Consider the following 21802-nt stretch of genomic DNA (forward strand, 5'->3'; position numbering starts at 1 on the left):
GAAGACCAGCCCGTGGTCCGACGCCAACCAGCGCCGTCCAGCCTAGCGTCGACGGCATGGATCCCAAGCAGCGCAACGCGATCCGCATCGTCGTGGGCCTGCTCATCGCCAGCCTGTCGATGAGCGCCGTCTTCGCCCTGCTCACCCTCGTCTTCCGCCACGACGTCCTGACCTACCAGCAGGCGCGGCACCCCGGCGCCGACCCGGCCGCGCTCGACCGTACATTGTGGACACGGCCGATCCCGGTCCTGGCGGTCGCGGTGCTGTACGTGTGGGTGACGCGGCAGCTGCTCGCCGGGGTCTCACGGGCGTACCGGCGGGTGCGGATCGTGTCGGCGGCGGGGTTCGTGGCGGCGGCGTACCTGTTGCTGAGCGGCGAGTATCCGGCGTGGATGCGGGGCGTGCAGGCGGTACAACTGCTGCTGCTGGCATCGTTGATCGTGGCGGTCAACCGGCCCGTGGTGCGCTCGGCGTTCCCGGCGGTGCCGGACGAGCGCCCCCGCAACCGCCGGGCCGCGTGGCTGCTCGTGCTCGTCGCGCCGCTCGTCGCCGAGCTCACCCTGGGCACGATCCCGCTGCGCATGGCGTGGGTCCTGCTCGTGTTCTCGCCGATGTACGGCGGCGGCGCGCTCTTCATCCGCGAGATCGTGCGGCGCACCGGCGGCGGCTACGCGAACCTGCTGCTGATGGGCGTCGCCTACGGGGTGGTCGAGGAGGGCCTGGTGCTGCAGAGCCTGACCAGCCCGCACCTCTACCACGCGGCGGACTGGGCGCCCCGGCTGTTCGGGCTCAACACGGACTACACGCTGCTGAACCTCGTCTACCACGCGGTCTTCAGCGTCACGATCCCGGTCGTGCTCGTCGAGCTGTGCTTCCCCGGCCACGGCACCCGGCCCTACCTGCGCCGCGGCGGGCTGATCGCGACCGGGCTGATCGCGCTGGCCGGGGCCGGGCTCGTGCGGCTGGCGGTGCCGCCCGCGGAGGACCCGGGCTACACGATGCCGCTGGGCGCGGTGCTCGTCTTCGCGGCCGTCGCGCTGGGGGTGGGCGTGGTGGCACTGCGGGTACACCTGCGACCGGCGGATGCGCTGCGACCGCCGCGCCCCCTGGCCGTGGGCCTGACCACCGGCGGCGCCGCGCTGGTCTTTTTCGGCCTCGCCTGGCCCTTCGGCGGCGCGAGGCAGCCGATGTTCACCCACGGCACATGGGCGCTGCTGCCGATGGCGGGCGCGACGGCGGTCGTGGTGCTGCTGGTGTACCGCATGCGCCGGTGGAGCGCCGCGCCGGACTGGACGCGGGCGCACCTGATCGCGGCGTGCACCGGGGCGCTCGCCGCGCACACGGTGTTCGGCCTGCTGGGACAGGCGGACGGCGCCCTGGACCGGGCCTTCCTCGCCACGGTCGCGGTGCTGACCGTGGCGCTCGGCGCGGCGGCGGCCCACTACCGTGCGTTGCCACGCCTCGCGGTGCGTGACGAGCGAAACGTGAACTTGTCTCAGTAGGTTACGGTTGATTGGAACGGAACGGCGCCGACCGAGGTACCCGCCGTCACTCTTCCCAGACGGGTTCGAGCGGCAGGCCGCGTTCGGCTCGGGCCGCGTCGACGAGGCGCTGGATGAGGTCGGTCTTCGCGCGCGTGTAGGTGTCGCCGTCGGGGTTCGTGGCGGCCAGGGCCTGCTTGAGGCGGCCGTAGTCGTCGCGGGCGGCGGGGTGGCGCCGGAGGTGGTCGCGGAGGAGGCGCTCGTTGCGGGTCGGCCAGGAGTCGAGGGTCACGATGTGCAGGTGGACCGCGGGGCGTTCGGCCGGATCGCGGTCCTGTGGCTGTGCGGGTTCGGCGTTGTCGGGCTCGGCGTTGTCGGGCTCGGCGTTGTTTCGCCGGGCGTTGTTTCGCCGGGCGTTGTTTCGCTCGGCGGCCGCGGGCTGGGTGGGGACTGCGGCGGTTGCGGGCTGGCCGGTCGGTTCGCCGGTCGGCTTGTCCGTCGGCTGGGGGTCGGGTTCGGCGTTCGGGGGTCGGTCGTCGCGGTGGTCACCTAGCGCAGGGGTCGTCGCGGGCCGGGCGTTGGGATCAGCGGCGGCCGTCACGGGCGTCGGCACGAGCGCGGACGGCGGCACGGGCGTGGGCGCCGTCGTGGGCACGGACGTCGGCACCGGCACGGATGCGCGCGCGGACGCCGGCACGGATGCGCGCACGGGCGCCGTCGTGGGCGTGGGCGTTGGCGTGGGCGTTGGCGTGGGCGTTGGCGTGGGCCTGGCTTCGGGTTCGACACGCCCGGGTGCGGGGCTCGGCTCGCGGCGGTAGAAGAGGCGCTCGGGCATGCCGGTTTCGATCAGCTTGTAGCCGAGGCCGAGGTCGGGTACCGCGGCCAGGGTGTCGACGGCCGCCATGAGGTCGATCACCGGTTTGGCCGGCAGGCCGGGTACCGCGGTGCTGCCCAGGTGCTCGATCACGGTGAACACGCCTGGGTGTGTGGCCTGCAGTTCGGCGATCGCGGCTGCGGCGAGGTGCGGCCAGGCGGGGTCGTAGTCGTGGACCTCGATGCTCATGGTGCGACAGTCTGCCCGAATGCGGCTTTGGCCGGACGCCGAGGCGGAGCGGCGGCCTCGGCTGGTCTAAGTGGGTCACAGAAGCGGCATATTTCGCGAAATGAGCGTAAAAATGTGACTTTTTCGTGGTAAACGATGCCAGGGCATGATCGCGTTGAGTGCGTCCGCCGCCGTTAGGGCGTCGACGTCCACCACGGGTGCGGGACCCTCGAGGCCGTGATCGCCGCCCGTACCGGGTCGGTGCCGCGCACGGCCGCGTCGACGGCCCGGATGCCACAGCAGCCGGAGCGCGGCAGCGATGCGGGTGGTGGGCGGAAACTCTGCGCCGTAGAAGGAGCAGAAGGACGCGCTGCGGCGCGTCGGGGCGGGCCGTGCAAGCCTGCGTGCGGGCCGCAAGCAGAAGGACGCGGGCTGCGCCGCATCGGGTCGGGCCGTGTGCGGGCTACGCACGGGACGTCGAGCAGGCGTCGATCAGCTTCGCCGCCAGCAGAAGGACGCGGGCTGCGCCGCGTCGGGTCGGGTCGGGTCGTGCAAGCCTGCGCGCGGGCCGTAAGCAGAAGGACGCGGGCTGCGCCGCATCGGGTCGGGCCGTGTGCGGGCTACGCGCGGGACTTCGAGCGGGCGTGGATCAGGTTCGCCGCCAGCAGCAGGTCGCGGTCGTCCAGGATCGTCGAGGTCGGGGCGTCGGCGAGGACCTGGTGGTGTTCGCCGAAGACTACGCAGCGGTCGGCCAGCGACGGCAGGGAGTCCAGGTCGTGCGTCGCCAGGACGATGGTCTTGCCGGCCGACCGGAGTTGCTCCAGGAGCTCGATCAGCCAGAACTGGGTGCGCGGGTCCAGGGCCGCGGTCGGCTCGTCGAACAGCAGGACCTCGGGGTTCATGACGAGCACCGAGGCGATCGCGACGCGCTTCTTCTGGCCGCCCGACAGCTGGAACGGGGCACGGTCGGCGAGGTCGGTGATGTCGAGCATGGCCAGGACGTCGTCGACGCGCTGGGCGGCCGTCGCTCGGTCCAGGCCCAGCTGCAGGCAGCCGAAGGCGACCTCCTCCCGTACCGACGGGGAGAAGACCTGCGCGTCGGAGTTCTGGAACACGAAGCCGACGCGGGCGCGGAAGCCGTGGTTGAACTGCTCGTCCTCGAGTTTGTCCTCGGTGACCTGCTCGCCGAAGGCGGTGAACGTGCCGCTCTCGGCGAACAGCAGGCCGTCGAGGAGCTTGAGCAGCGTCGACTTGCCGCAGCCGTTGGCGCCCAACAGGGCCACGGTCTCGCCCGCGTTGACCTGCAGGCTCACGCCGTCGAGGGCGGGGAAGCGCTCGAGGTACCGATAACGGATCTCGCGGCAGTCGAACACCACGCTCATCGGCCGGCCACCAGCAGCGCCGTGGCGAAGAGCGCGGCGCCGGCCACGAACCAGCCGTCGAGGGGCGAGAGCCGGAAGCCGTGCAGGGTGCGGGCGTCGCCGGTGTAGCCGCGGGCGGTCATCGCCTGGTGCACCTCCTCGGAGAGCTGGTGAGCCTTGCCGAAGAGCGTACCGGCGCCGGCCGCCACGAACGCGCGGCCGGTCTTCGTCTGGTGGCGGCCGCCGTCGGGGACGAGGGTGCGGGCCTTGCGGGCGGTGTACATGTCGTCGACCGCGTCGAGCAGGAGGAAGAGGTAGCGGTACGCCATCCCGATGATGAGCACGAAGATCTTCGGGACGCCGAGGGCGCGCAGGGCGGCCAGGAGCCGGGCCCACGGCGTGGTCAGGGTGAGCAGCACGACGAGGGAGATCGAGGTCGCGACGCGGGCGATGATGATCCCGGCGCCGTGTAGGCCCTGCTCCGTGACGCCGTGGGTGTGCCCGTGCCAGTGCCACAGCGGCAGCAGTACGTCACCGGGGGTGACGACGGAGAGGGTCGCGGGCAGCACCACGATGCCGGTGAAGATCGGGATGAACAGCCAGACGCGCTTGATGAAGTACCCGAGCGAGAGGCCGGAGGCGACCGCGAGCGCCACGGTCGCCACGTAGGCGCCGGCGAGGACGGGCAGCGAGTGCACGAGGGCGACGGCGATGAGCAGCCCGAGCATCGACAGCAGCTTGACCCGCGGGTCGAGGCGCTGCAGCAGGCCCTTGGCGGCGGCGACGTCCTCGGAGTAGATCGCCTGCCGCAGCACGCCGGACGCGCCGGCGAGGGTCTTGCCGACGAAGCTGCCCTTGCGCCGCCGGCCGATGCAGCCGCACGGGCACAGACCGACCTCGGGTTGCAGCAGCCAGGCGGGCGCCGAGGTCGAGGCCGGGGCGGTCATGGCCGCACCGGCGGCGTGTCCAGGTCGGCCGCCTCCCGCTCACCGCCGCGCAGCCGCCCGATGAGCCAGGTGACGCCGAAGACCAGGGCGGCGACGACAGCCACGCCGATCAAAGCGCTGAGGATGTACTGCCACCAGCTCCCGCCCCCGTAGTCGGGCAGGATCGTGCTGCCCCAGAAGTCGGTGTACTTGGCGAGTCCCGACGGCACGGCGCTGAGCCCGTACTTGCCCAGGTCGAGGTCCTCGGGCGCGTCCTCGCCGAACGCCCCGCCGGGCGCGAGCAGGCCGAGCGGGCTGATCAGCGCCATGATGCCGAGCGTGACGAGCGCGGCGCGCACCGGGGAGACGGGCTTGCGCCGCACCTCGGCCTCGGTGAGCGGCACCTCGGGGGCGTTGATGCGCAGCAGGGGGACGTTGGCGCGCTGCAGGTAGGCGACCACGCCTCCGGTGAGCACACCCTCGACGAAGCCGGCGATGACCAGGTGCGCGAGCATCATCGCGGGGATCGCCTGCGAGAGGTGGAACGGCGCGTAGAGCGGGGTGCCGTCGGCCTTGTGGAACAGGTCGGGCTGGATGCCGAACTCGACCGCGGTGGCCAGGGCGGATGCGTTGAGCCCGACGTAGGCTCCGGCGACCGCGGCCCACATCCGGCGGCGGGCGGTCAGTGCGGCGTTGCGGGTCAGCAGGCGGTACACCCCATAGCTGACGAACGGCAGAACGATCGCCATGTTGAAGGCGTTCGCGGGGAACGCGAGGATGCCGCCGTCTCCGAAGAAGAGCGCCTGGATCAGCAGGGCTATGGACACGGCGATGCACGCGGCCCACGGTCCCAGCAGGATCGCGATGAGCCCGCCGCCGACGGCGTGCGCGGTCGTGCCGTCGGGGATGGGGATGTTGAACATCATCACCACGAACGAGAACGCGGCGCCGAGCGCGACCAGCGGCACGTACCGGCTCTTGACGACCTTCTTGACGCGCGCGGCCGACTGCCACCACAGCGGCAGCATCGCCACGCCGAACACCAGGCTGGTCTGCGGGCTCAGGTACCCATCGGGAATGTGCACGATGAGCAGTCTTCCGCTATCGCAAGTAGTTTGCAATAGCGAATCAGGTGCGTGAGACAGCGCACTGCATCGCAGCGTGCCACTCATGAATGAACACATGAACAACGGCACCCTTCCGGTGGAGTCGCCTTGTACCCCGCCCCCGCCGTCAGGCATCGTCGGATGTCGACGGACGGAGGCTCGCCGTGGTCGCACCCAGCGCCGAGGACTCGACCGACACCCGGGACCGGACCGTGCCGCGCCAGGCCGGACCCGCCGACTCGGTGCTGCCCGAACTGCGGGCGATGTGGTGGGAGAGCGGGGCGCGGGCCCGGGCCGAGGCCGGCACCTGGACCGTCTTCGCCGAGCTGCCCCGCCTGCTCGCCGCCGCCGTCCGGCTCAGCTGGCGCGCCGACCGGGCCCGGACCCTGCTCGTCGGCATCGCGACCGTCGGCTCCGGCGTGTTCGCGTCGTTCGGGCTGCTCGCGACCCGGCAGGTGCTGGTGGAGCTGTTCGCGGGCGGGCCGACGCCGCAGCGGGTCTCCGCGGCGCTGCCCGCGCTCGCCGCGCTGGCCGCCGTGACCGGGCTGCGGGCGGCGCTCGGGATCGCGTCCGGGTACGCGCAGAACGGGCTCACCCCGCGGGTCGACCGGGAGGTCGAACGCTCACTGTTCGAGGTGACCACCGCCGTGCGGCTGGACGCGTTCGACGCCGACGCGTTCGCCGACGACATGGAACGCGCCTCGCGCGGCACCGACTCGGCGGTCGGGCTCGTGCAGGGCGCCATGAACCTGCTCGCCGGGCTGGCGGGGCTGCTCGCCGTGGCCGCCGCCGTGATCGTCATCCATCCGCTGCTACTGCTCGCGCTGCTCGTGGCGACCGTGCCGAACGCGTGGGCGTCGCTGCGGGCGGGGCATCAGCGGTACCAGACCTTCATCGCGGGCTCGGTGCGCCGCCGGCGGCTGTGGCTGCTGCACCGGCTCATGGCCGAGCGCGACTCGGCGACCGAGCTGCGCTCCTACGGGCTGCGGCGGTTCCTGCTCGACCAGTACGACCGCGTGATGGGCGCCGAGACCGACATCCAGCTCGCCCTGGCCCGGCGGGTCACGACGACCACGAGCGTCGGATCGGTCATCGGCGGCATCGCCACCGTCGGCGTCTACACGCTGCTCGGGGTGCTGCTCATGCGCGGGCAGATCCCGATCGCGGCCGCGGCCACGTGCGTCATCGCCGTGCAGACCGCGCAGCGTTCGCTCACGACCGTGACGCTGCAGATCGACCGGATCTACACCGACGGCCGCCACTTCGGCGACTACACCGGGTTCATGGCGCGGGCGGAACAGTATCTGCCGCACGACGGTGCCGAGAACCGCGCCGAACCGGACGCATTGCGACGCCTCGACGTGCGCGGGGTGAGCCTGGCCTACCCGGACCGCGACACGCCGGCCGTCGATGACGTGTCGCTCACGGTGTACGCCGGGCAGACCGTCGCGTTCGTGGGCGAGAACGGCTCGGGCAAGACCACGCTGGCGTCGATGATCGCGGGGCTGCGCACGCCCGACACGGGCGCGATCGAGTGGAACGGCCGCGCGCTTTCCGCCTGGGACACCGAGGCGCTGCAGGCGCGCATCGCCGTGGTGACGCAGGAGTACCACAAGTGGCCGTTCACCGCGGCGACGAACATCGCCATCGGTGACGCCGCGGCCGAGCCGTCGCAGCCGCGGATCGAGGCCGCCGCGGTGCGGGCCGCCGCGCACGAGATGATCGCCGAGTTGCCGCACGGCTATGAGACGCTCCTGGACCGTACCTTCGCCAACGGCCAGGACCTCTCGGGCGGGCAGTGGCAGCGCATCACGGCGGCGCGGGGGTTCCTGCGCACCGCGGACCTGCTCATCATGGACGAGCCGTCGTCGGCGCTGGACCCGCGCGCGGAGGACGCTCTGTTCCAGGCGATCCGCGACCGGCAGGGGCGGCTGACGACGGTGCTCATCACGCACCGCCTGGCCAACGTTCGGCACGCGGACCGCATCTACGTCCTGCACCACGGCCGCGTCGTCGAACAGGGCACCCACGACGAGCTGATCGACGCCGGCGGTCGCTACAGCGAGCTGTTCCGCCTCCAGGCCGCGGGCTACCTGGCCTGACCTCTCCCCCGGGCTGTCCGCGCCGCCGTGTTCGTTTGCGTCGGACCTTGCTTATCTGCACCGGGTCTGGACTGGAAGCGCTTATCTGCACCGGTCTGGACTGGAAGCGCGAGGGCTCCGTGGATGTGGGCGAGATCAGATGCTCATCCGGTGCCAAACGGTCAACACGCCGTACACGGCGTTGTCGGTGATGCTCCTGCCCCGCCGAAGAGCAGGGGAGCGCCGGCGGCGGTGGCGATCGCGATGAGCATTTGGTCGGCAGTTCGCCGATCCTCAACAGAGAGCTTGTCGAGGATGTCCGGGAGATGCTTGTTGACGTCGGCGAAGAGAGCGTCGACGGTTTCCTGGCCCAGTGGGGTGACGCTGAGGGTTACGGCTCGACGGTCGTGGTCGGGTGTCTCGCGGTGGACGAGGCCGCGTTTCTCGGCGCGGTCGACCAGGCCGCTGAGGCCGTTCTTGGCCAGCCCCATGATCTTGGCGAGTTGCGACATGCCGAGCGGCTCGTCCTTGATCATGCAGAGCAGCTGCGCCTGGGCCGGGGTGAGGTCGTGGTCGGCGCAGATCTGTGCATACCGGCGCTGAATCAGCACGGACAGGCCGACCAGCCTGGCTCCGAATCCTTCGCTCTGCGTCACCGCCGTGCCCTTCTCTTCCCGCCGACCTGCGTGAAGCAGCATACATTGCGAAAGTTCCCGACGAGAACTACTTTGGTTCTCGGCAAGAACTACTGATAGGTGAGTCGCTCGGCGCATCAAGCGCCGTCATCCCCATCCCCGGCAACGACATTCCCCACGAAGGAAAAGATCATGGCTGACGGGTTCGACTCTGCACATGATCGAGACCCGCACGTCATTCGGCAGGGATCACACCGGCCACACCGATTACCCCGCTCTCGCCGGCTGACCCACTTCCCGCAGCGGCCCGCCGGTGCGTCCCGGCGGGCCCGACCCCTCAGAGGATGATCGTGAAACGGAACAAGAACGTCGTCGTCAACCTTCCCGCCGTGGCCGGCCTCGACCTGAAGGGCACCCGAGCTGCCGTCGTCGGCGGCACCGGCGGGATCGGCCGCGCCATCGCACGGACCCTCGCCTCCCGCGGCGCCGAGGTACTGGTCGTCGGCCGTACCTTCCGCGACAGCGACGTGCCCGGCATCCGCTTCCTGCAGGCCGACCTGAACCTGATGCGCGAAGCGGAACGGGTCGCCACGGAACTGCCCGCCGAAACCCTTGACCTGGTCGTGTTCACCACCGGCATCATGGCCGCACCCCAGCGACAGGAAACCGCCGAAGGCATCGAACGCGACCTGGCCGTCAGCTACCTGAGCCGCCTGGTCATCCTGCACCGAATCGCCGAACGCCTGCCCGCCACATCCCGGGTTTTCGTCATGGGCTACCCCGGCTCCGGCAAACCCGGCACCTACGACGACCTCAACGCCGAACGCTCCTACAAGAGCATGGCCGTGCACATGAACACCGTCGCCGGCAACGAGATGCTGGTCCTCGACGCCGCGAACCGTTACCCGCACCTTCGCGTCTTCGGCCTCAACCCCGGCTTCGTCAAGTCCGGCATCCGCGGCAACATGCTCGGCGAGGGCAGCTGGCGCCAGAAGCTACTCGAAGGTACCGTCGGCCTGATTACCGCCAGCGCCGACACCTACGCTGCCCGGATCACCCCGCTGCTGGTCACACCCGATCTGCGCGGGGACAGCGGCCTGATGTTCGACAACAAGGGCCGGGTCATTTACCCCACACCCGGGCTCACCGACCAGCACATCCGCGGTTTCACGAAAGCCTCGGCCGACCTCGTCGCCCGCACCGGGGTCCGGGTCTGGCAGGTGTCGTCATGACCGGCTTCACCCCCGCCGAACGCGCCTACCTGCGCAGCCAGATCCTCGGCCGGATGGCGACCGTCGACCCGTCCGGCCAGCCCCAGGCCAACCCCGTGGTCTACCGCCTGCAGGACGACGACACCATCCTCATCGGCGGCCTCAACATGGGCGCCAGTAAGAAATGGCGCAACCTGCGAGCCAACCCCAAGATCGCCTTCGTCGTCGACGACCTCGCCAGCGTGCGCCCGTGGCGGCCCCGCATGGTCGAGATCCGCGGCACCGCCGAACTGCTCGAAGGCCCCCACGACCTCGGATCCCACTTCAGTCCCGAAGTCATCCGAATCCACCCGGACAAGGTCCACAGCCACCTTCCCGGGTGAGGGGCGACTGCGGCGCCGCGCGGTGTAACTCTCGGCCCTGGGCTGGCCGAAGGCGATCCTGCCCTCCGGCCAGCCGGGTCAGCTCAACTACAGCGCGGGAGGCGTGATGGTGGGTAAGCAGATCCCGACGACCCCGTTGACCTGACTGACCCGGGTGGTCTGCTGCCGCTTGTCGGCCAAGAACGCAGGGTCAGGTCGATGCCCTCGATCTCACCTAGCCACCCCTCCGCCTCGGCGCGGTTCCGGCGGGCGTGCCTTCCAGCGTGCTGACACGGATAACCTCGCCCGAGGCGACGTCGACCGCTCGGACAGCCAACTCAGCACGACTCGCACAATCCGCATTGCACGCATCGCACAGTGCGCGTTCGCGCGGCCCACATCGTCCACTCGCGCAGCCCGCACCGCACGCAACGCACAATGCGCGTTCGCACGGCCCACATCGTCCACTCGCGCAGCCCGCACCGCACGCAACGCACAATGCGCGTTCGCACGGCCCACATCGTCCACTCGCGCAGCCCGCACCGCACGCAACGCACAATGCGGGTTCGCGCGGCCCACATCGTCCACTCGCGCAGTTCGTCTTGGTCGCGGCACGCGGTGCGCGTTCGCACATTGCGCGTGGCGGGCACAGCCCGACGCTGCTTTGCGATCGGTCCACTATGGACCGGCGGCGAGGATGCGGCGGCCGTCCACGATCCGGCGTGCCGCGTGCCGCGTGCCGCGTGCCGCATGCCGCGTGCGCGTGCCGCGTGCCGCGTGCCGCATGCCGCGTGCGCGTGCCGCATGCCGCGTGCCGCGTGCGCGTGCCGCGTGCCGCATGCCGCGTGCGCGTGCCGCATGCCGCGTGCGCGTGCCGCATGCCGCGTGCGCGTGCCGCATGCCGCGTGCGCGTGCCGCATGCCGCGTGCGCGTGCCGCATGCCGCATGCCGCGTGCCGCGTGCGCGTGCCGCGTGCGCGTGCCGCGTGCGCGTGCCGCATGCCGCGTGCGCGTGCCGCATGCCGCGTGCGCGTGGGCGTGCGGCGTGCGCGTGGGCGTGCCGCGTGCGCGTGGGCGTGCCGCGTGCGGCGTGCGCGTGGGCGTGCCGCGTGCGGCGTGCGCGTGGGCGTGCCGCGTGCGCGTGGGCGTGCCGCGTGCCCCGCACCCACCGACGCCGACGCCGACGCCGACGATGCAACAGCAGCCAATCTCGATGGCCGTGGCGATGACGCGGCCGCCGAGGGGGCGCCGAGGACTGCGCACGAATCCGAGGCGCGGCCGGGCATCGCGCCGCGGCGAACGGGTTGGCCGGAAACCGAAATCGCTGTCGCCCAGGTGGTGGACGGCAGATCGTTCGGATCCCAAATATCGCGACCGCCACCGGCATGGACCGGCTCGTGCGACCGCTGCCGTGCGAATGGACGTTCGCGCTGGTCACTGTGCCCGCCGCCGTCCGCGCCGGCCCCGCCGCGCATTCCGTAGCGCTCGGCGCGGGACAGCCAACCTGGCGGACCGCACCCACACGGGCGTCGATTACGGCACGATGATGCCCACGGTGCTGCTGTGACTGGAGGTCGTCGTGGGGAGTTCCAGATACTTCGAGATCCGCACCCGCGACCGGGACGAGGCCGCGGAGTCGCTCAACCGGGTCGCCGTGCACCGGCCCCGGATGCGCTTCGACGACAGCGAAACGGGCGGCGTGTCGCTGCGGACCGCGAACTACGACGGGCTCGGCGCCGACCTGATGCGCCTCGGCGGCATGCACTACGCGGCCGCCGTCGAACCCGTCGACTTCCTGCTCGCCGGGTTCGTCGCCGACGGCCGCGGGATCGTGCACGGGCGCGAGGACAGCACCGAGGTGCCGCGCCACGGCGGGTTTCTGTACCCGCTCGGCATCGAGTTCGCGGCGGAGTACGACGACGCGTCCCTGGCCACCGTGCGGGTACCGATGGATGTCATCGCCCCCGTGGCGGAGGCCGCGACCGGGATGCCCGCCGCCGACCTGCGCTTCGAGGCGGTGACGCCGGTGTCGGAGGCGATGCGCCGCTACTGGGCCGCGACCGCCGTGCACCTGACCCGCCACCTCGCCGTGCCCGACGCCGACCTGCCACCGCTGCTGCTGGACCAGCTGCGCCGATTAGCCGCCGCGTCGCTGCTCACGGTGTTCCCGAACACCACGATGACAGCGGCGCGCCTGCCCGAGCCGGGGCGCATCCCGCCGGCCGCGGTCCGCCGGGCGGTGGCCTACATGGACGCCCACGCCGCCGAGCCCCTCACCGCCGCCACGATCGCCGCCGCCGCCGGGATCGGGGTACGCGGGCTCCAGGTCGCGTTCCGCCGGCACCTGGACCAGACCCCCCTGGAGTACCTGCGCCGGGTCCGCCTCGAACGCGTGCACCGCGAGCTGCAGGTGGCCGAGCCCGGCGCGGGCGTGACGGTGAAGGCGATCGCCCGCCGCTGGGGATTCGCCAACCCGGGCCGGTTCACCGCCGACTACCGCGCGGTCTACGGCCACCTGCCGAGCCGTACCCTGCGCACCTGACGAAGCCGGCGGCCGGGAATTCGGGCAGATACCCCGTCAGGCGAAAAATCCGATAAGTCGCGGCGCGGAGCGCCCGACTTATCGGCACCAAAACGAACCCGGCCAACGAAACGGGCCGGCGAAATCGGCCAAAACGGACCACCCGAACGGGTGAACCGGCGGAAACTGGCAGACATGAGCAGCCAAGCGCTCGCCGAAGACACCCAGCACGCACCGGCGATGCTGAGCCGGCGCCAGATCAACGTCGTGTTCACCGCGATCCTCCTCGGCATGCTGCTCGCCGCGCTCGACCAGACGATCGTCTCCACCGCACTACCCACGATCGTCGCCGATCTCGGCGGGGCCGGGCACATGTCGTGGGTCGTCACCTCGTACCTGCTCGCCGAGACCGTCGCCACCGTCCTGGCCGGCAAGTTCGGCGACCTGTTCGGCCGCAAGCTCGTCTTCCAGGTCAGCACGGTCGTGTTCGTCGCCGGATCCGCGCTGTGCGGCCTCGCCCCGGGCATGGTCACGCTCATCGCCGCCCGGGCCGTGCAGGGCATCGGCGCCGGCGGGCTCATGGTCACCGCGATGGCCCTCATCGCCGACGTCATCCCGCTGCGCGACCGCGGCCGCTACCAGGGCGCCCTCGGGGCCGTCTTCGGCGTCACCACCGTCGTTGGGCCCACCCTCGGCGGGCTGTTCACCGACCACCTGAGCTGGCGCTGGGCGTTCTACGTCAACGTCCCCGTCGCCGTCGTCGTGCTCGCCATGTCCGCCCGCGCGCTGCCGTCGATCCGCGCGGCGATCAAGCCCGTCATCGACTACCTCGGCATCGCCCTCGTCGCCGCCGGCGCGTCCAGCATGATCCTGGCGCTGTCGTGGGGCGGCAACGAGTACGCCTGGAGCTCCCCCGTCATCATCGGGCTCTTCGCCGCCGCCGTCGTGCTCCTCGCCGCGTTCGTCGCCGTCGAGGTCCGCGCCGACGAGCCGATGCTGCCCATGCGGCTGTTCCGCAACTCCGTCTTCACCGTCTGCTCGGCGCTGAGCTTCATCGTCGGCTTCGCGATGCTCGGCGCCATGACCTTCCTGCCGACCTACCTGCAGTACGTCGACGGGGTCACCGCCACCGACTCCGGCGTGCGCACCCTGCCCATGGTGCTCGGCCTGTTCACCACCTCCATCGCGTCCGGCACCATCATCAGCCGCACCGGCCGCTACAAGGCGTTCCCGATCGCCGGCGGCGCCGTCATGGCGGCCGGCCTCTACCTCATGTCGACCATGAAGCCCGGCACCAGCGTCTGGCTCGAGTCGCTGCACATGTTCGTCCTCGGCCTCGGCATCGGCCTGTCCATGCAGGTGCTCACCATCGCCGTGCAGAACACCGTCCCCTACGCCGACCTCGGCACCGCCACGTCCGGCGTCACGTTCTTCCGCACCCTCGGCAGCAGCTTCGGCACCGCCATCTTCGGCACCCTGTTCTCCAACCACTTCGGCCCCGCCCTGGCCAAGGCCCTCGCCGGCGACCCCGGCGTCGCGCCGGTCGCCGCCCAGAACCCCGAACTGCTGGCCAAGCTGCCCCACGCGCAGGCCGCCCCGATCATCGACGCCTACGCCTCCAGCATCACCGACGTGTTCCGCTGGGTCGTGCCCGTCGCGCTGCTGGGCTTCCTCATCGCCTGGTTCCTGCGCGAGGTCCCGCTGCGCGACAGCGCCCGCGCCGCCGCCACCGACGTCGGCGACGCGTTCTCCGCCCCGCCCGCCGACCGGATCGGCCAGCTCGAACGTGCCATCAGCGACACCATCCGTCACACCCGCGGCACCGACCCCGGCTTCGTCAACCGCATCCTCACCGCGGCCGGCGGCGGCCTCAGCCCCGCCCAGGCCTGGGCCGTCGGCCAGACCCACCTGCACACCACCGTGCGCGGCGAGGCCACCGTCACGGCGATCGCCGACCGGCACCGCATGCCCCGCGACGTCATCGCGCCCGCGTTCAGCGAGCTGCAGGGTGCGGGCCTCGCCCGCCTCGACGGCGACGCCGTCCAGCTCACCCCGGCCGGCGAGGCCCAGCTCGACCGGGTCCGCACCGCCTGGAAGCAGTGGCTCGACGCGCACCTCGAGGACATCACCCTCGCCGAGCCCGAGGACCACGCCCTGCTCGACAAGGCGCTGACGAACATCGCGACGCGGCTGGTCGACGAGCAGGGCGAGCTACAGAAAGCTTAGGACCTTCGCCTGCAGCCAGTGCTCCAGATCCGCAGCCGCCATCGGCCTGGCGTAGTGGTACCCCTGCGCGATGTCGCACCCGAGCGCCCGCAGCGCGTCCGCGTGCGCCGCGGCCTCCACGCCCTCGGCGACCACCGTCATCCCCAGGTTGTGGCCCAGCTCCACCGCCCCGCGCACCAGCACGGCGTCGTCGTGGTCGGTGTCCATGTGCAGCACGAACGTCCGATCGATCTTCAGCTCGTCGACCGGCAGCTGCTTGAGGTACGCCATCGACGAGTAGCCGGTGCCGTAGTCGTCGATCGACAGCCGCACCCCGAGATCGTGCAGCTGCCGCAGCGTCGCCGTGGCCTGCGCCGGATTCGCCATCACCGCCGACTCCGTCACCTCCAGCCGCAGCCGCCCAGCCGGCACCCGGTGCTCGGCCAGCAGCCGCGTCACGTCGTCGACCAGCCCCGGGTCCAGCAGGCAGCGCGGGGACAGGTTCACCGCCACCGGCAGCTCGCGGCCCGCGTCGAGCCACGCGCGCGACTGGGCGAGGGCGTGGCGCAGGACGTACAGCGTCAGGCGGTTGATCAGGCCCGTCGTCTCCGCCACCGGGATGAAGTCCGCCGGGGCGATCGGGCCGCGCACCGGGTGCCGCCACCGCACCAGCGCCTCCAGCCCGCACACGGCCCCGTCGGCCAGCGACACCTTCGGCTGGTAGTGCAGCGAGATCTGGTCCTCGGCCTCCAGCGCCCGGCGCAGGTCCCCGAGCAGCAGCAGCCGGCTCGAGTCCTCCGTGCGCATCTCCGGCTGGTAGGCCAGCACCCCGGCCTTCGTGTCCTTCGCCGTGTACATCGCGATGTCCGCGCACCGCACCAGCTCGTCCGCCGAGCCCGAGTCCTGCGGCGCCGACGCCACCCCGATCGACACCTCGATGTCCACCGTCACGTCGCCGAGGTCGAAACTGCGGTGCAGCTCCGCCTGGATTCGCTCGGCGAGCCGGGCCGCGTCCGCCGCACCGGTCGCCGGCAGCAGGATCGCGAACTCGTCGCCGGCCAGCCGCGCCACCGTGTCCGCGGCGCGCACCGCCGCCGTCGTGCGGGCCGAGACCTGCCGCAGCAGCTCGTCGCCGTACTGGTGGCCGAGGGTGTCGTTGACCTCCTTGAACCGGTCCAGGTCGAGCATGAGCACCGACGGGGCGCCGTCGAGGGCCTCGGCGGTGCGGGCGAGGAACACGCCGCGGTTCGGCAGGCCGGTGAGCTCGTCGTGCATCGCCTGGCGCACCAGGCGCCGCTGGTAGCCGGTCGCGACGAGCGTGAAGACCACGATCATGCCCAGCCCGACGGCGAAGGACGACAGCGTCGCCACGAACACGAGCCGCTCCACCCGGTCGAGCCGGTCGCTGGCCGCGCCGGCCGCCGCGTCCTGCTCCTCCTCGGCGTCGTGCAGCATCGAGCCGAGCTGCGACTCGAGGGGGTCGATGTCGTCGGCGGCGACGCGGCGGATCTGCACCGGGTCGGCGCGGTCGACGGCGGAGAAGAACCGCTCGGCCGCGGCGAGGTACTGCTTGTGCAGGCTGCGCAGCTCGGCGACGACGGCCCGGTCGTGCGCGGAGCCGTGCGCGTCGATGTCGCGCAGCGACGCCTCCAGCGAGGCCGCCGCGTCGGCGTGGTCGACGCGGGCGTGGCGCTCGGGCTCGATGCGGTACTGCAGCTTGAAGATCTCCTCGCTCGCGGTCGCCTCGTGCGCGTGGTGGTACACCTCGGCCAGCCAGGCCGCCGTGCGCGCCGACGTCGCCACGTGCCGGGTCGCCACCGTGCCGACCACGCTCACGCCCGTCAGCCCCAGCAGCACCAGGGCCAGCCCGATGAACGCGACCCGGCGCCTGGCTTGCGATCGTGACACGGCTGCTCCCGTCCGCGCCCGTGCCATCCGCGGGCCGCACTACCCGGATCGTCGGCACCGTGGGGCCTACGTTGACCGGAGCGGCGGTTGCGAGTCGGGATCACACCCGCTCTCGCATCCTAGGATCCTAGGTCCTATTCCCCCGAAACGTCGCGTTCGGTACCTTCTGCTGCGCAATGAGTACTCCGGACCCCGGGCGCATCGACGACCGCGCCGCCTTCGCCGAGGCTCTCACCGCGCTGCGCGAACGGGCGGGGCTCTCGGTGCGCCAGGTCGCCACGAAGGCCGGCGCCCGCAACTCGCTGAGCACCCTCGGCGACTGGTTCTCCGGCAAGGGGCTGCCGTCGCTGAGCTCCCAGCCGCTGTTCGTGCGGGTGCTGGAGGCGTGCGCGGTCCCGCCCGGGGCGGTCGCGGACTGGCTCGCCGCCTGGCACCGCATCCGGCACCGGCCCGTGAGCCGCGCCGCCCCCGGGGAGCCGTACCGGGGCCTGGCGAGCTTCCAGCCGTCCGACGCCGCCTGGTTCTTCGGCCGCGAGCGGATGACGGCCGCGCTGCGCGAGCGGGTCGCGGCCCGGCACGCCGGCGGGGGCGGGCTGATGCTCGTCGTGGGCGCGTCCGGCTCCGGCAAGTCCTCGCTGCTGCGGGCCGGGCTCGTCGCGGCGCTCCGGGCCGAGGGCTGGACGGCCGAGATCGTCACGCCCGGCGCCGCCGGCCCCGCCTTCCCCTCCGTCGTGGCCCGCAAGGCGCTGCTCGTCGTGGACCAGGCGGAGGAGCTGCTGGCGGGCGGTACCGACCCCATCGCCTTCGTCGCCGGCCTCGCCCCGCCGCCCGGCGCGGTCGTCGTGCTCGCGCTGCGGGCCGACTTCTACGCCCCGGCGCTGGCGTATCCGGCGCTGCTGGAGGCGGCCCAGCAGCACCAGTTCACCGTCGGGGAGATGACCCGCGACGAGCTGCGCGCCGTGATCACCGAGCCCGCCCGGCGGGCCGGCGTCGACGTCGAGCACGGGCTCGTCGAGCTGCTGCTGGCCGAGGCCGGCTCCGGGCACGCGACGCTGCCGCTGCTGGCGCACGTGCTGTTCACCATGTGGCGGGCCGACCGGCGGCTCACCCTGGCCGGGTACCGGCGGGCCGGCGGGATCAGCGGCGCCGTCGCGGCCACCGCCGAGGAGGTCTGGGCCGGGCTGCCGGAGTCCGCCCGCGAGCCGGCCCGGCGCCTGCTCACCGCGCTCGTGCACGTCGGCGTCGACACCGTCGACACCCGGCGCGTGGTCCCGGCCGCCGGCCTGCTCGCCGAACTCGCCCTCGACACCGCCGACGCCGCCGAGGCCGAGGCCACCCTCGAGCGCTTCGTGCGCCACCGGCTCGTCACCGCCGAGGACGGCACCGTCCGGCTCAGCCACGAGGCCCTGCTCACCGCCTGGCCCCGGCTGCACGGGTGGCTGCGGGACGGGCGGTCCGGGCTCGTCGTGCGCCAGCAGCTCGCCGCGGCCGCCGCCGGCTGGCAGCGGGAGCGGCGGGACCCGGCGGCGCTCGTCGGCGGCACGAGGCTGGCCGCGGCGCAGGACTGGGCCCGCGAGCACCCGGCCGAGGTCTCCCCGCCGCTGGCCGAGTTCCTGCGGGCCAGCGCCCGGCACGCGCGGCGGACGACCCGGCGGCTGTACCGCACGATCGCCGCCCTGTCCGCGCTCGCGCTCAGCACGCTGCTGCTGGCCGGGTACGCGTTCCAGCAGCGGCACTCGGCCGTCGACCAGCGCAACGAGGCCCTCTCGCGGATGATCGCCGGGCGCGCCGACTGGCTGCGCGAGCGCGACCCCACCCTGGCCGGGCAGGTGGCGCTGGCCGCCTACCGCACCGCCCCGACGCTCGAGGCGCGCTCCGCCCTGCTCGACGCGACCGCCACGCCCACCCCGGCCCGGCTCGGCCCGTTCGACCGCGCGGCCCAGGCGGTCGTGCTGCTGCCCGGGCGCGGGCTGCTCGCGGCGGCCGGGGCCGACCACACGGTCCGGCTCTGGCGGACCTCGGCCACGCCCGTCCTCGCCGGCGCGCCCCTGCCCGGCCCGGCCGAGGCCCTGTACGCGGTCGCCGCCAGCCCCGACGGGAACCTGCTGGCCGCGGCCGGCGCGGAGGGGAAGGTCTTCGTGTGGCGCCTCGACGACCTGGCGCACCCGCAGGCCCTGCCGCCGCTCGACGGGCCCGCCGGCACCGTCTACGCCCTGGCCTTCAGCCCCGACGGGCACACCCTGGCCGCGGGCGGCGCCGATCACGCCGTGCACCGCTGGCAGGTCGGTGCGGCCGGGGTCCTGCCCGCGCCGCCCCTGCCCGAGGCGGCCGACGTCGTGCAGTCCCTCGCCTACAGCCCCGACGGGCGGACCCTCGCCGCCGGCACCGCCGACCGGCTCGTGCACCTGTGGAGCGTCGCCGGCCCGGCCGCCCCCGCCCACCTCGCCGCCCTGCCCGGGCACACCGGCAAGGTCCTCGCCGTCGCGTTCAGCCCCGACGGCCGGCTCCTGGCCAGCGGCAGCGGCGACGCCACCGTCCGGCTCTGGGACGTCGCCGACCCCGCCCGCGCGGCCGCGCACGGCCCGCCCATCACCGGCCCGGCGAGCTGGGTCAACGCGCTCGCGTTCGCGCCCGGCGGCGAGACGCTCCTGGCCGGCTCCAGCGACAAGAGCGTCACCGTGTTCGAGGTCGCCACCGGCCGCCGCCGGCAGCGCCTGCCGCACCCCGCCCCGGTCACCGCCGTCGCCCTCACCCCCGACGGGCACGGGCTGGCCAGCGCGAGCACCGACGGGTACGTCCGCACCTGGACGCTGCCCGGGCCGCTGCTCACCGGCCCGTCCGGCGGGGTGTTCGCCACCGCCTACAGCCCCGACGGCACCACCCTCGCGGTCGCGGGCAGGGACCAGACCGTCCGGCTCTGGCACCTCACCGACCCGGCCGGCCCGGTCCTGTGGACCGCGCCGCTGAGCCGCCCGCCCGGCGCCGGCGGGTACGCGGGCACCGCCGCCTACGCGCCCGGCGGACGCCTGCTCGCCGCCGCCACCCGCACCGGCGAGATCGACCTGTGGAACGTCGCGGACCCGTCCCGCCCGAGCCGCGCCGGGGCGCCCCTGAGCGCCGGGAAGGACCTCGTCGAGTCGCTCGCGTTCGGCCCCGGCGGCACCGTGCTGGCCGCGGCCGGCGACGACGGGAACGTGTACCTCTGGGACGTGCCCGGCGCTCGCCCGCTCGCCACAATCCCGGGCTCCAAGGCGATCGTGCTCTCCGTCGCCTTCGACCCGGGCCGCCCGCTGCTGGCCGCGACCGACACCGACGGCGGCGTGCGCCTGTTCGACGTCGCCGACCCGGCCCGGCCCCGGCTGCTCACCACGCTCGGCGGGTTCACCGGCTACGCGTACAGCGCCGCCTTCAGCCCCGACGGGCGCCTGCTCGCGGCCGGCAGCGCCGACAAGAGCATCCAGCTGTGGACCCTCGCCGACCCCGCGCATCCGGTACCGCTCCCCCGCCGCCTCACCGGCCCCGCGAGCTACGTGGACTGGGTCGCGTTCGCCCCCGGCGGCGACCGCCTCGCCGCCGCGTCGACCGACGGCACCGTGTGGCTCTGGGACGTGCGCGAGCCGTCCCGCCCCGCGGCCCTGGCCACGCTGGGCCGCACCGACGACGCGTACTACGTGGTCGCGTTCAGCCCCGACGGGCACACCCTGGCCGCGGGTGGCGACGACGGCACGACCCGCCGGTGGGACACCGACCCGCGGCGCGCGGGCGCCGGCATCTGCTCGGGGGCGGGGGCCGCGATCAGCCGGGCGGAGTGGGAGCAGTACGTGCCGGCGGCGCCCTTCACCCAGCCCTGCTGAGCCGTCCGGACCCGTCCGGAGTGCTGGACGCCGGACGCCGCCGGACGGTTGGCTGTGCAGGCGCGACGACGTTGCCCGGCACCGAGGGGGGCGGCCGCCCGCCGGGCTCGGTCTCCAGCTCCCGGCGGGCGGCCCACATCGCCCGGACGAACGCTCCTAGGCCGACGCCGACGGGTCCTCGGGCGCGAGGTCGTCGTCGAGCAGGTCGGCGCCGTCGTAGTCGGCGGCCCCCGCATAGGGATCGAAGGTGTCGAGGTCGTCCATGCGGCGACGGTACCGCCGGTGCGCACCCGGCCCCTCCCGGATTCGTGCCGTTAGAACGCGAACGCGTTGAACGGCTCCGGATCGGTGCGCAAGGCCCGCCCGAGCTCGGCCGCCGCGCCCGCCCGGTGCTCCCGGATGCGCCCGGCCGCGGTGAGCAGCGCCGCGGACATCCCGCCCAGGTACAGCGACCCGAGCGCCTGGATCTGCAGGGTGAGGTCGGGCCGGCCGCCGGTACGCCAGCAGGAAGCCCCGTCCGGCGAGAGCTCCAGGCGCCAGGTGCCGGCGTTGCCCGGGCACATCGGGTCGGGCTCGACCTCGACCGTCAGGGCCGCGGCGGCCTCGTAGGCGCGCGCCTCGATCGCGGCGGGCAGGTCGAGGATGCGCAGCCAGAGGCAGTCGGACTGGCGGGTGACGCGCATGGCCCGCGGGTTGGCCAGCATCCAGCGCAGCGGCTCGTCGGCCGGACGGCTCGGGGCCACCACCGTGCGGGTCAGGTCGAAGTCGGTGAGCAGCGCCCACAGGGCCCGGTAGGCCTCCGGCGTGGCCGCCTCGAGGGCCTCGACCACGAGCGTACCGGCGTGCTCGACGCGGTTCGACCAGGGCAGCCGGTACTGCGCGATGCCGTCGGTCACGCCGTGTTCGCCACGGCACACGACGTACCGCATCGGCCCGTCCGTGCCGCTCGCCTCGTCGGACAGGCCGTCCCAGCGTCCGGACTGCGGGCTGAGCTCGCCGACCCTTTCCCGGCGCACCCGTTCGTGCACCCGCATCCGTTCTTACCGCCTGGGGCGTCTCGGCGCCGGTCAATATCGCCGCGCGGGTGCCCGTCCCTGCCCGCGCGGCGCT

At 73.1% G+C, this 21802-nt stretch carries 14 protein-coding genes; 7 read left to right on the forward strand and 7 right to left on the reverse strand.

All coding sequences use genetic code 11. The annotated features are described in order from the left end of the window. Positions 1-56 precede the first annotated feature (56 nt). Positions 57-1502, forward strand: coding sequence for an AF_0692 family protein (locus AC6JBM_RS26500; protein WP_497986268.1), 1446 nt, complete (start codon positions 57-59; stop codon positions 1500-1502). Positions 1503-1548: 46 nt separating this feature from the next. Here the strand turns inward: AC6JBM_RS26500 and AC6JBM_RS26505 are convergent, their stop codons facing one another. The 4 genes from AC6JBM_RS26505 to cbiM all read right to left on the reverse strand — a co-directional run bounded on the left by AC6JBM_RS26505 (position 1549) and on the right by cbiM (position 5895). Next, positions 1549-2544 (reverse strand): GrpB family protein, encoded by a 996-nt coding sequence (locus AC6JBM_RS26505; protein ID WP_497986269.1) that lies wholly within the window; start codon positions 2542-2544, stop codon positions 1549-1551. A 599-nt stretch (positions 2545-3143) separates the two neighbouring features. After that, positions 3144-3905 (reverse strand): energy-coupling factor ABC transporter ATP-binding protein, encoded by a 762-nt coding sequence (locus AC6JBM_RS26510; protein ID WP_497986270.1) that lies wholly within the window; start codon positions 3903-3905, stop codon positions 3144-3146. Continuing rightward, a complete protein-coding gene (gene cbiQ, locus AC6JBM_RS26515) occupies positions 3902-4831 on the reverse strand; it encodes a cobalt ECF transporter T component CbiQ (RefSeq protein WP_497986271.1) in 930 nt (309 codons plus the stop codon). Before cbiQ ends, AC6JBM_RS26510 begins: the two co-directional genes overlap by 4 nt. After that, complete coding sequence (gene cbiM / locus AC6JBM_RS26520) at positions 4828-5895, reverse strand: cobalt transporter CbiM (protein WP_497986272.1); 1068 nt, start codon at positions 5893-5895, stop codon at positions 4828-4830. Before cbiM ends, cbiQ begins: the two co-directional genes overlap by 4 nt. A gap of 233 nt (positions 5896-6128) precedes the next feature. Here cbiM and AC6JBM_RS26525 point away from each other — a divergent pair, with 233 nt between their 5' ends. Further along, positions 6129-8018 (forward strand): ABC transporter ATP-binding protein, encoded by a 1890-nt coding sequence (locus tag AC6JBM_RS26525; protein WP_497986532.1) that lies wholly within the window; start codon positions 6129-6131, stop codon positions 8016-8018. Positions 8019-8179: 161 nt separating this feature from the next. On the opposite strand, the gene AC6JBM_RS26530 is transcribed toward AC6JBM_RS26525, so the two are convergent. After that, entirely contained in the window at positions 8180-8695 is a 516-nt protein-coding gene (locus tag AC6JBM_RS26530) for a MarR family winged helix-turn-helix transcriptional regulator (RefSeq protein ID WP_497986273.1), read from the reverse strand. 326 nt (positions 8696-9021) lie between these two features. Here AC6JBM_RS26530 and AC6JBM_RS26535 point away from each other — a divergent pair, with 326 nt between their 5' ends. From AC6JBM_RS26535 to AC6JBM_RS26550, 4 genes are all read left to right on the forward strand, one after another. Continuing rightward, the gene (locus tag AC6JBM_RS26535; protein ID WP_497986274.1) at positions 9022-9864 is read left to right on the forward strand and encodes an SDR family NAD(P)-dependent oxidoreductase; all 843 of its coding nucleotides are present in this window, start codon (positions 9022-9024) and stop codon (positions 9862-9864) included. Then, positions 9861-10226 (forward strand): PPOX class F420-dependent oxidoreductase, encoded by a 366-nt coding sequence (locus AC6JBM_RS26540; RefSeq protein WP_497986275.1) that lies wholly within the window; start codon positions 9861-9863, stop codon positions 10224-10226. The genes AC6JBM_RS26535 and AC6JBM_RS26540 overlap by 4 nt, the downstream gene beginning before the upstream one ends. Positions 10227-11783: 1557 nt before the next feature. After that, positions 11784-12746 (forward strand): helix-turn-helix domain-containing protein, encoded by a 963-nt coding sequence (locus AC6JBM_RS26545; RefSeq protein WP_497986276.1) that lies wholly within the window; start codon positions 11784-11786, stop codon positions 12744-12746. A 174-nt stretch (positions 12747-12920) separates the two neighbouring features. Continuing rightward, a complete protein-coding gene (locus AC6JBM_RS26550; RefSeq protein ID WP_497986277.1) occupies positions 12921-14951 on the forward strand; it encodes an MDR family MFS transporter in 2031 nt (676 codons plus the stop codon). Here AC6JBM_RS26550 and AC6JBM_RS26555 read toward each other — a convergent pair. Then, positions 14937-16838, reverse strand: a complete 1902-nt coding sequence (locus tag AC6JBM_RS26555) for a putative bifunctional diguanylate cyclase/phosphodiesterase (RefSeq protein WP_497986278.1) — start codon at positions 16836-16838, stop codon at positions 14937-14939. The two genes, AC6JBM_RS26550 and AC6JBM_RS26555, sit on opposite strands and share 15 nt — an antisense overlap. A gap of 176 nt (positions 16839-17014) precedes the next feature. On the opposite strand from AC6JBM_RS26555, the gene AC6JBM_RS26560 reads away from it, so the two are divergent. Beyond that, positions 17015-20692: an nSTAND1 domain-containing NTPase gene (locus tag AC6JBM_RS26560; protein ID WP_497986279.1), complete on the forward strand. Its 3678-nt coding sequence runs from the start codon at positions 17015-17017 to the stop codon at positions 20690-20692. Between the two features lie 314 nt (positions 20693-21006). On the opposite strand, the gene AC6JBM_RS26565 is transcribed toward AC6JBM_RS26560, so the two are convergent. Continuing rightward, entirely contained in the window at positions 21007-21726 is a 720-nt protein-coding gene (locus tag AC6JBM_RS26565) for a sterol carrier protein domain-containing protein (RefSeq protein ID WP_497986280.1), read from the reverse strand. Positions 21727-21802 lie beyond the last annotated feature (76 nt).

The organism is Dactylosporangium thailandense, from assembly GCF_059739745.1.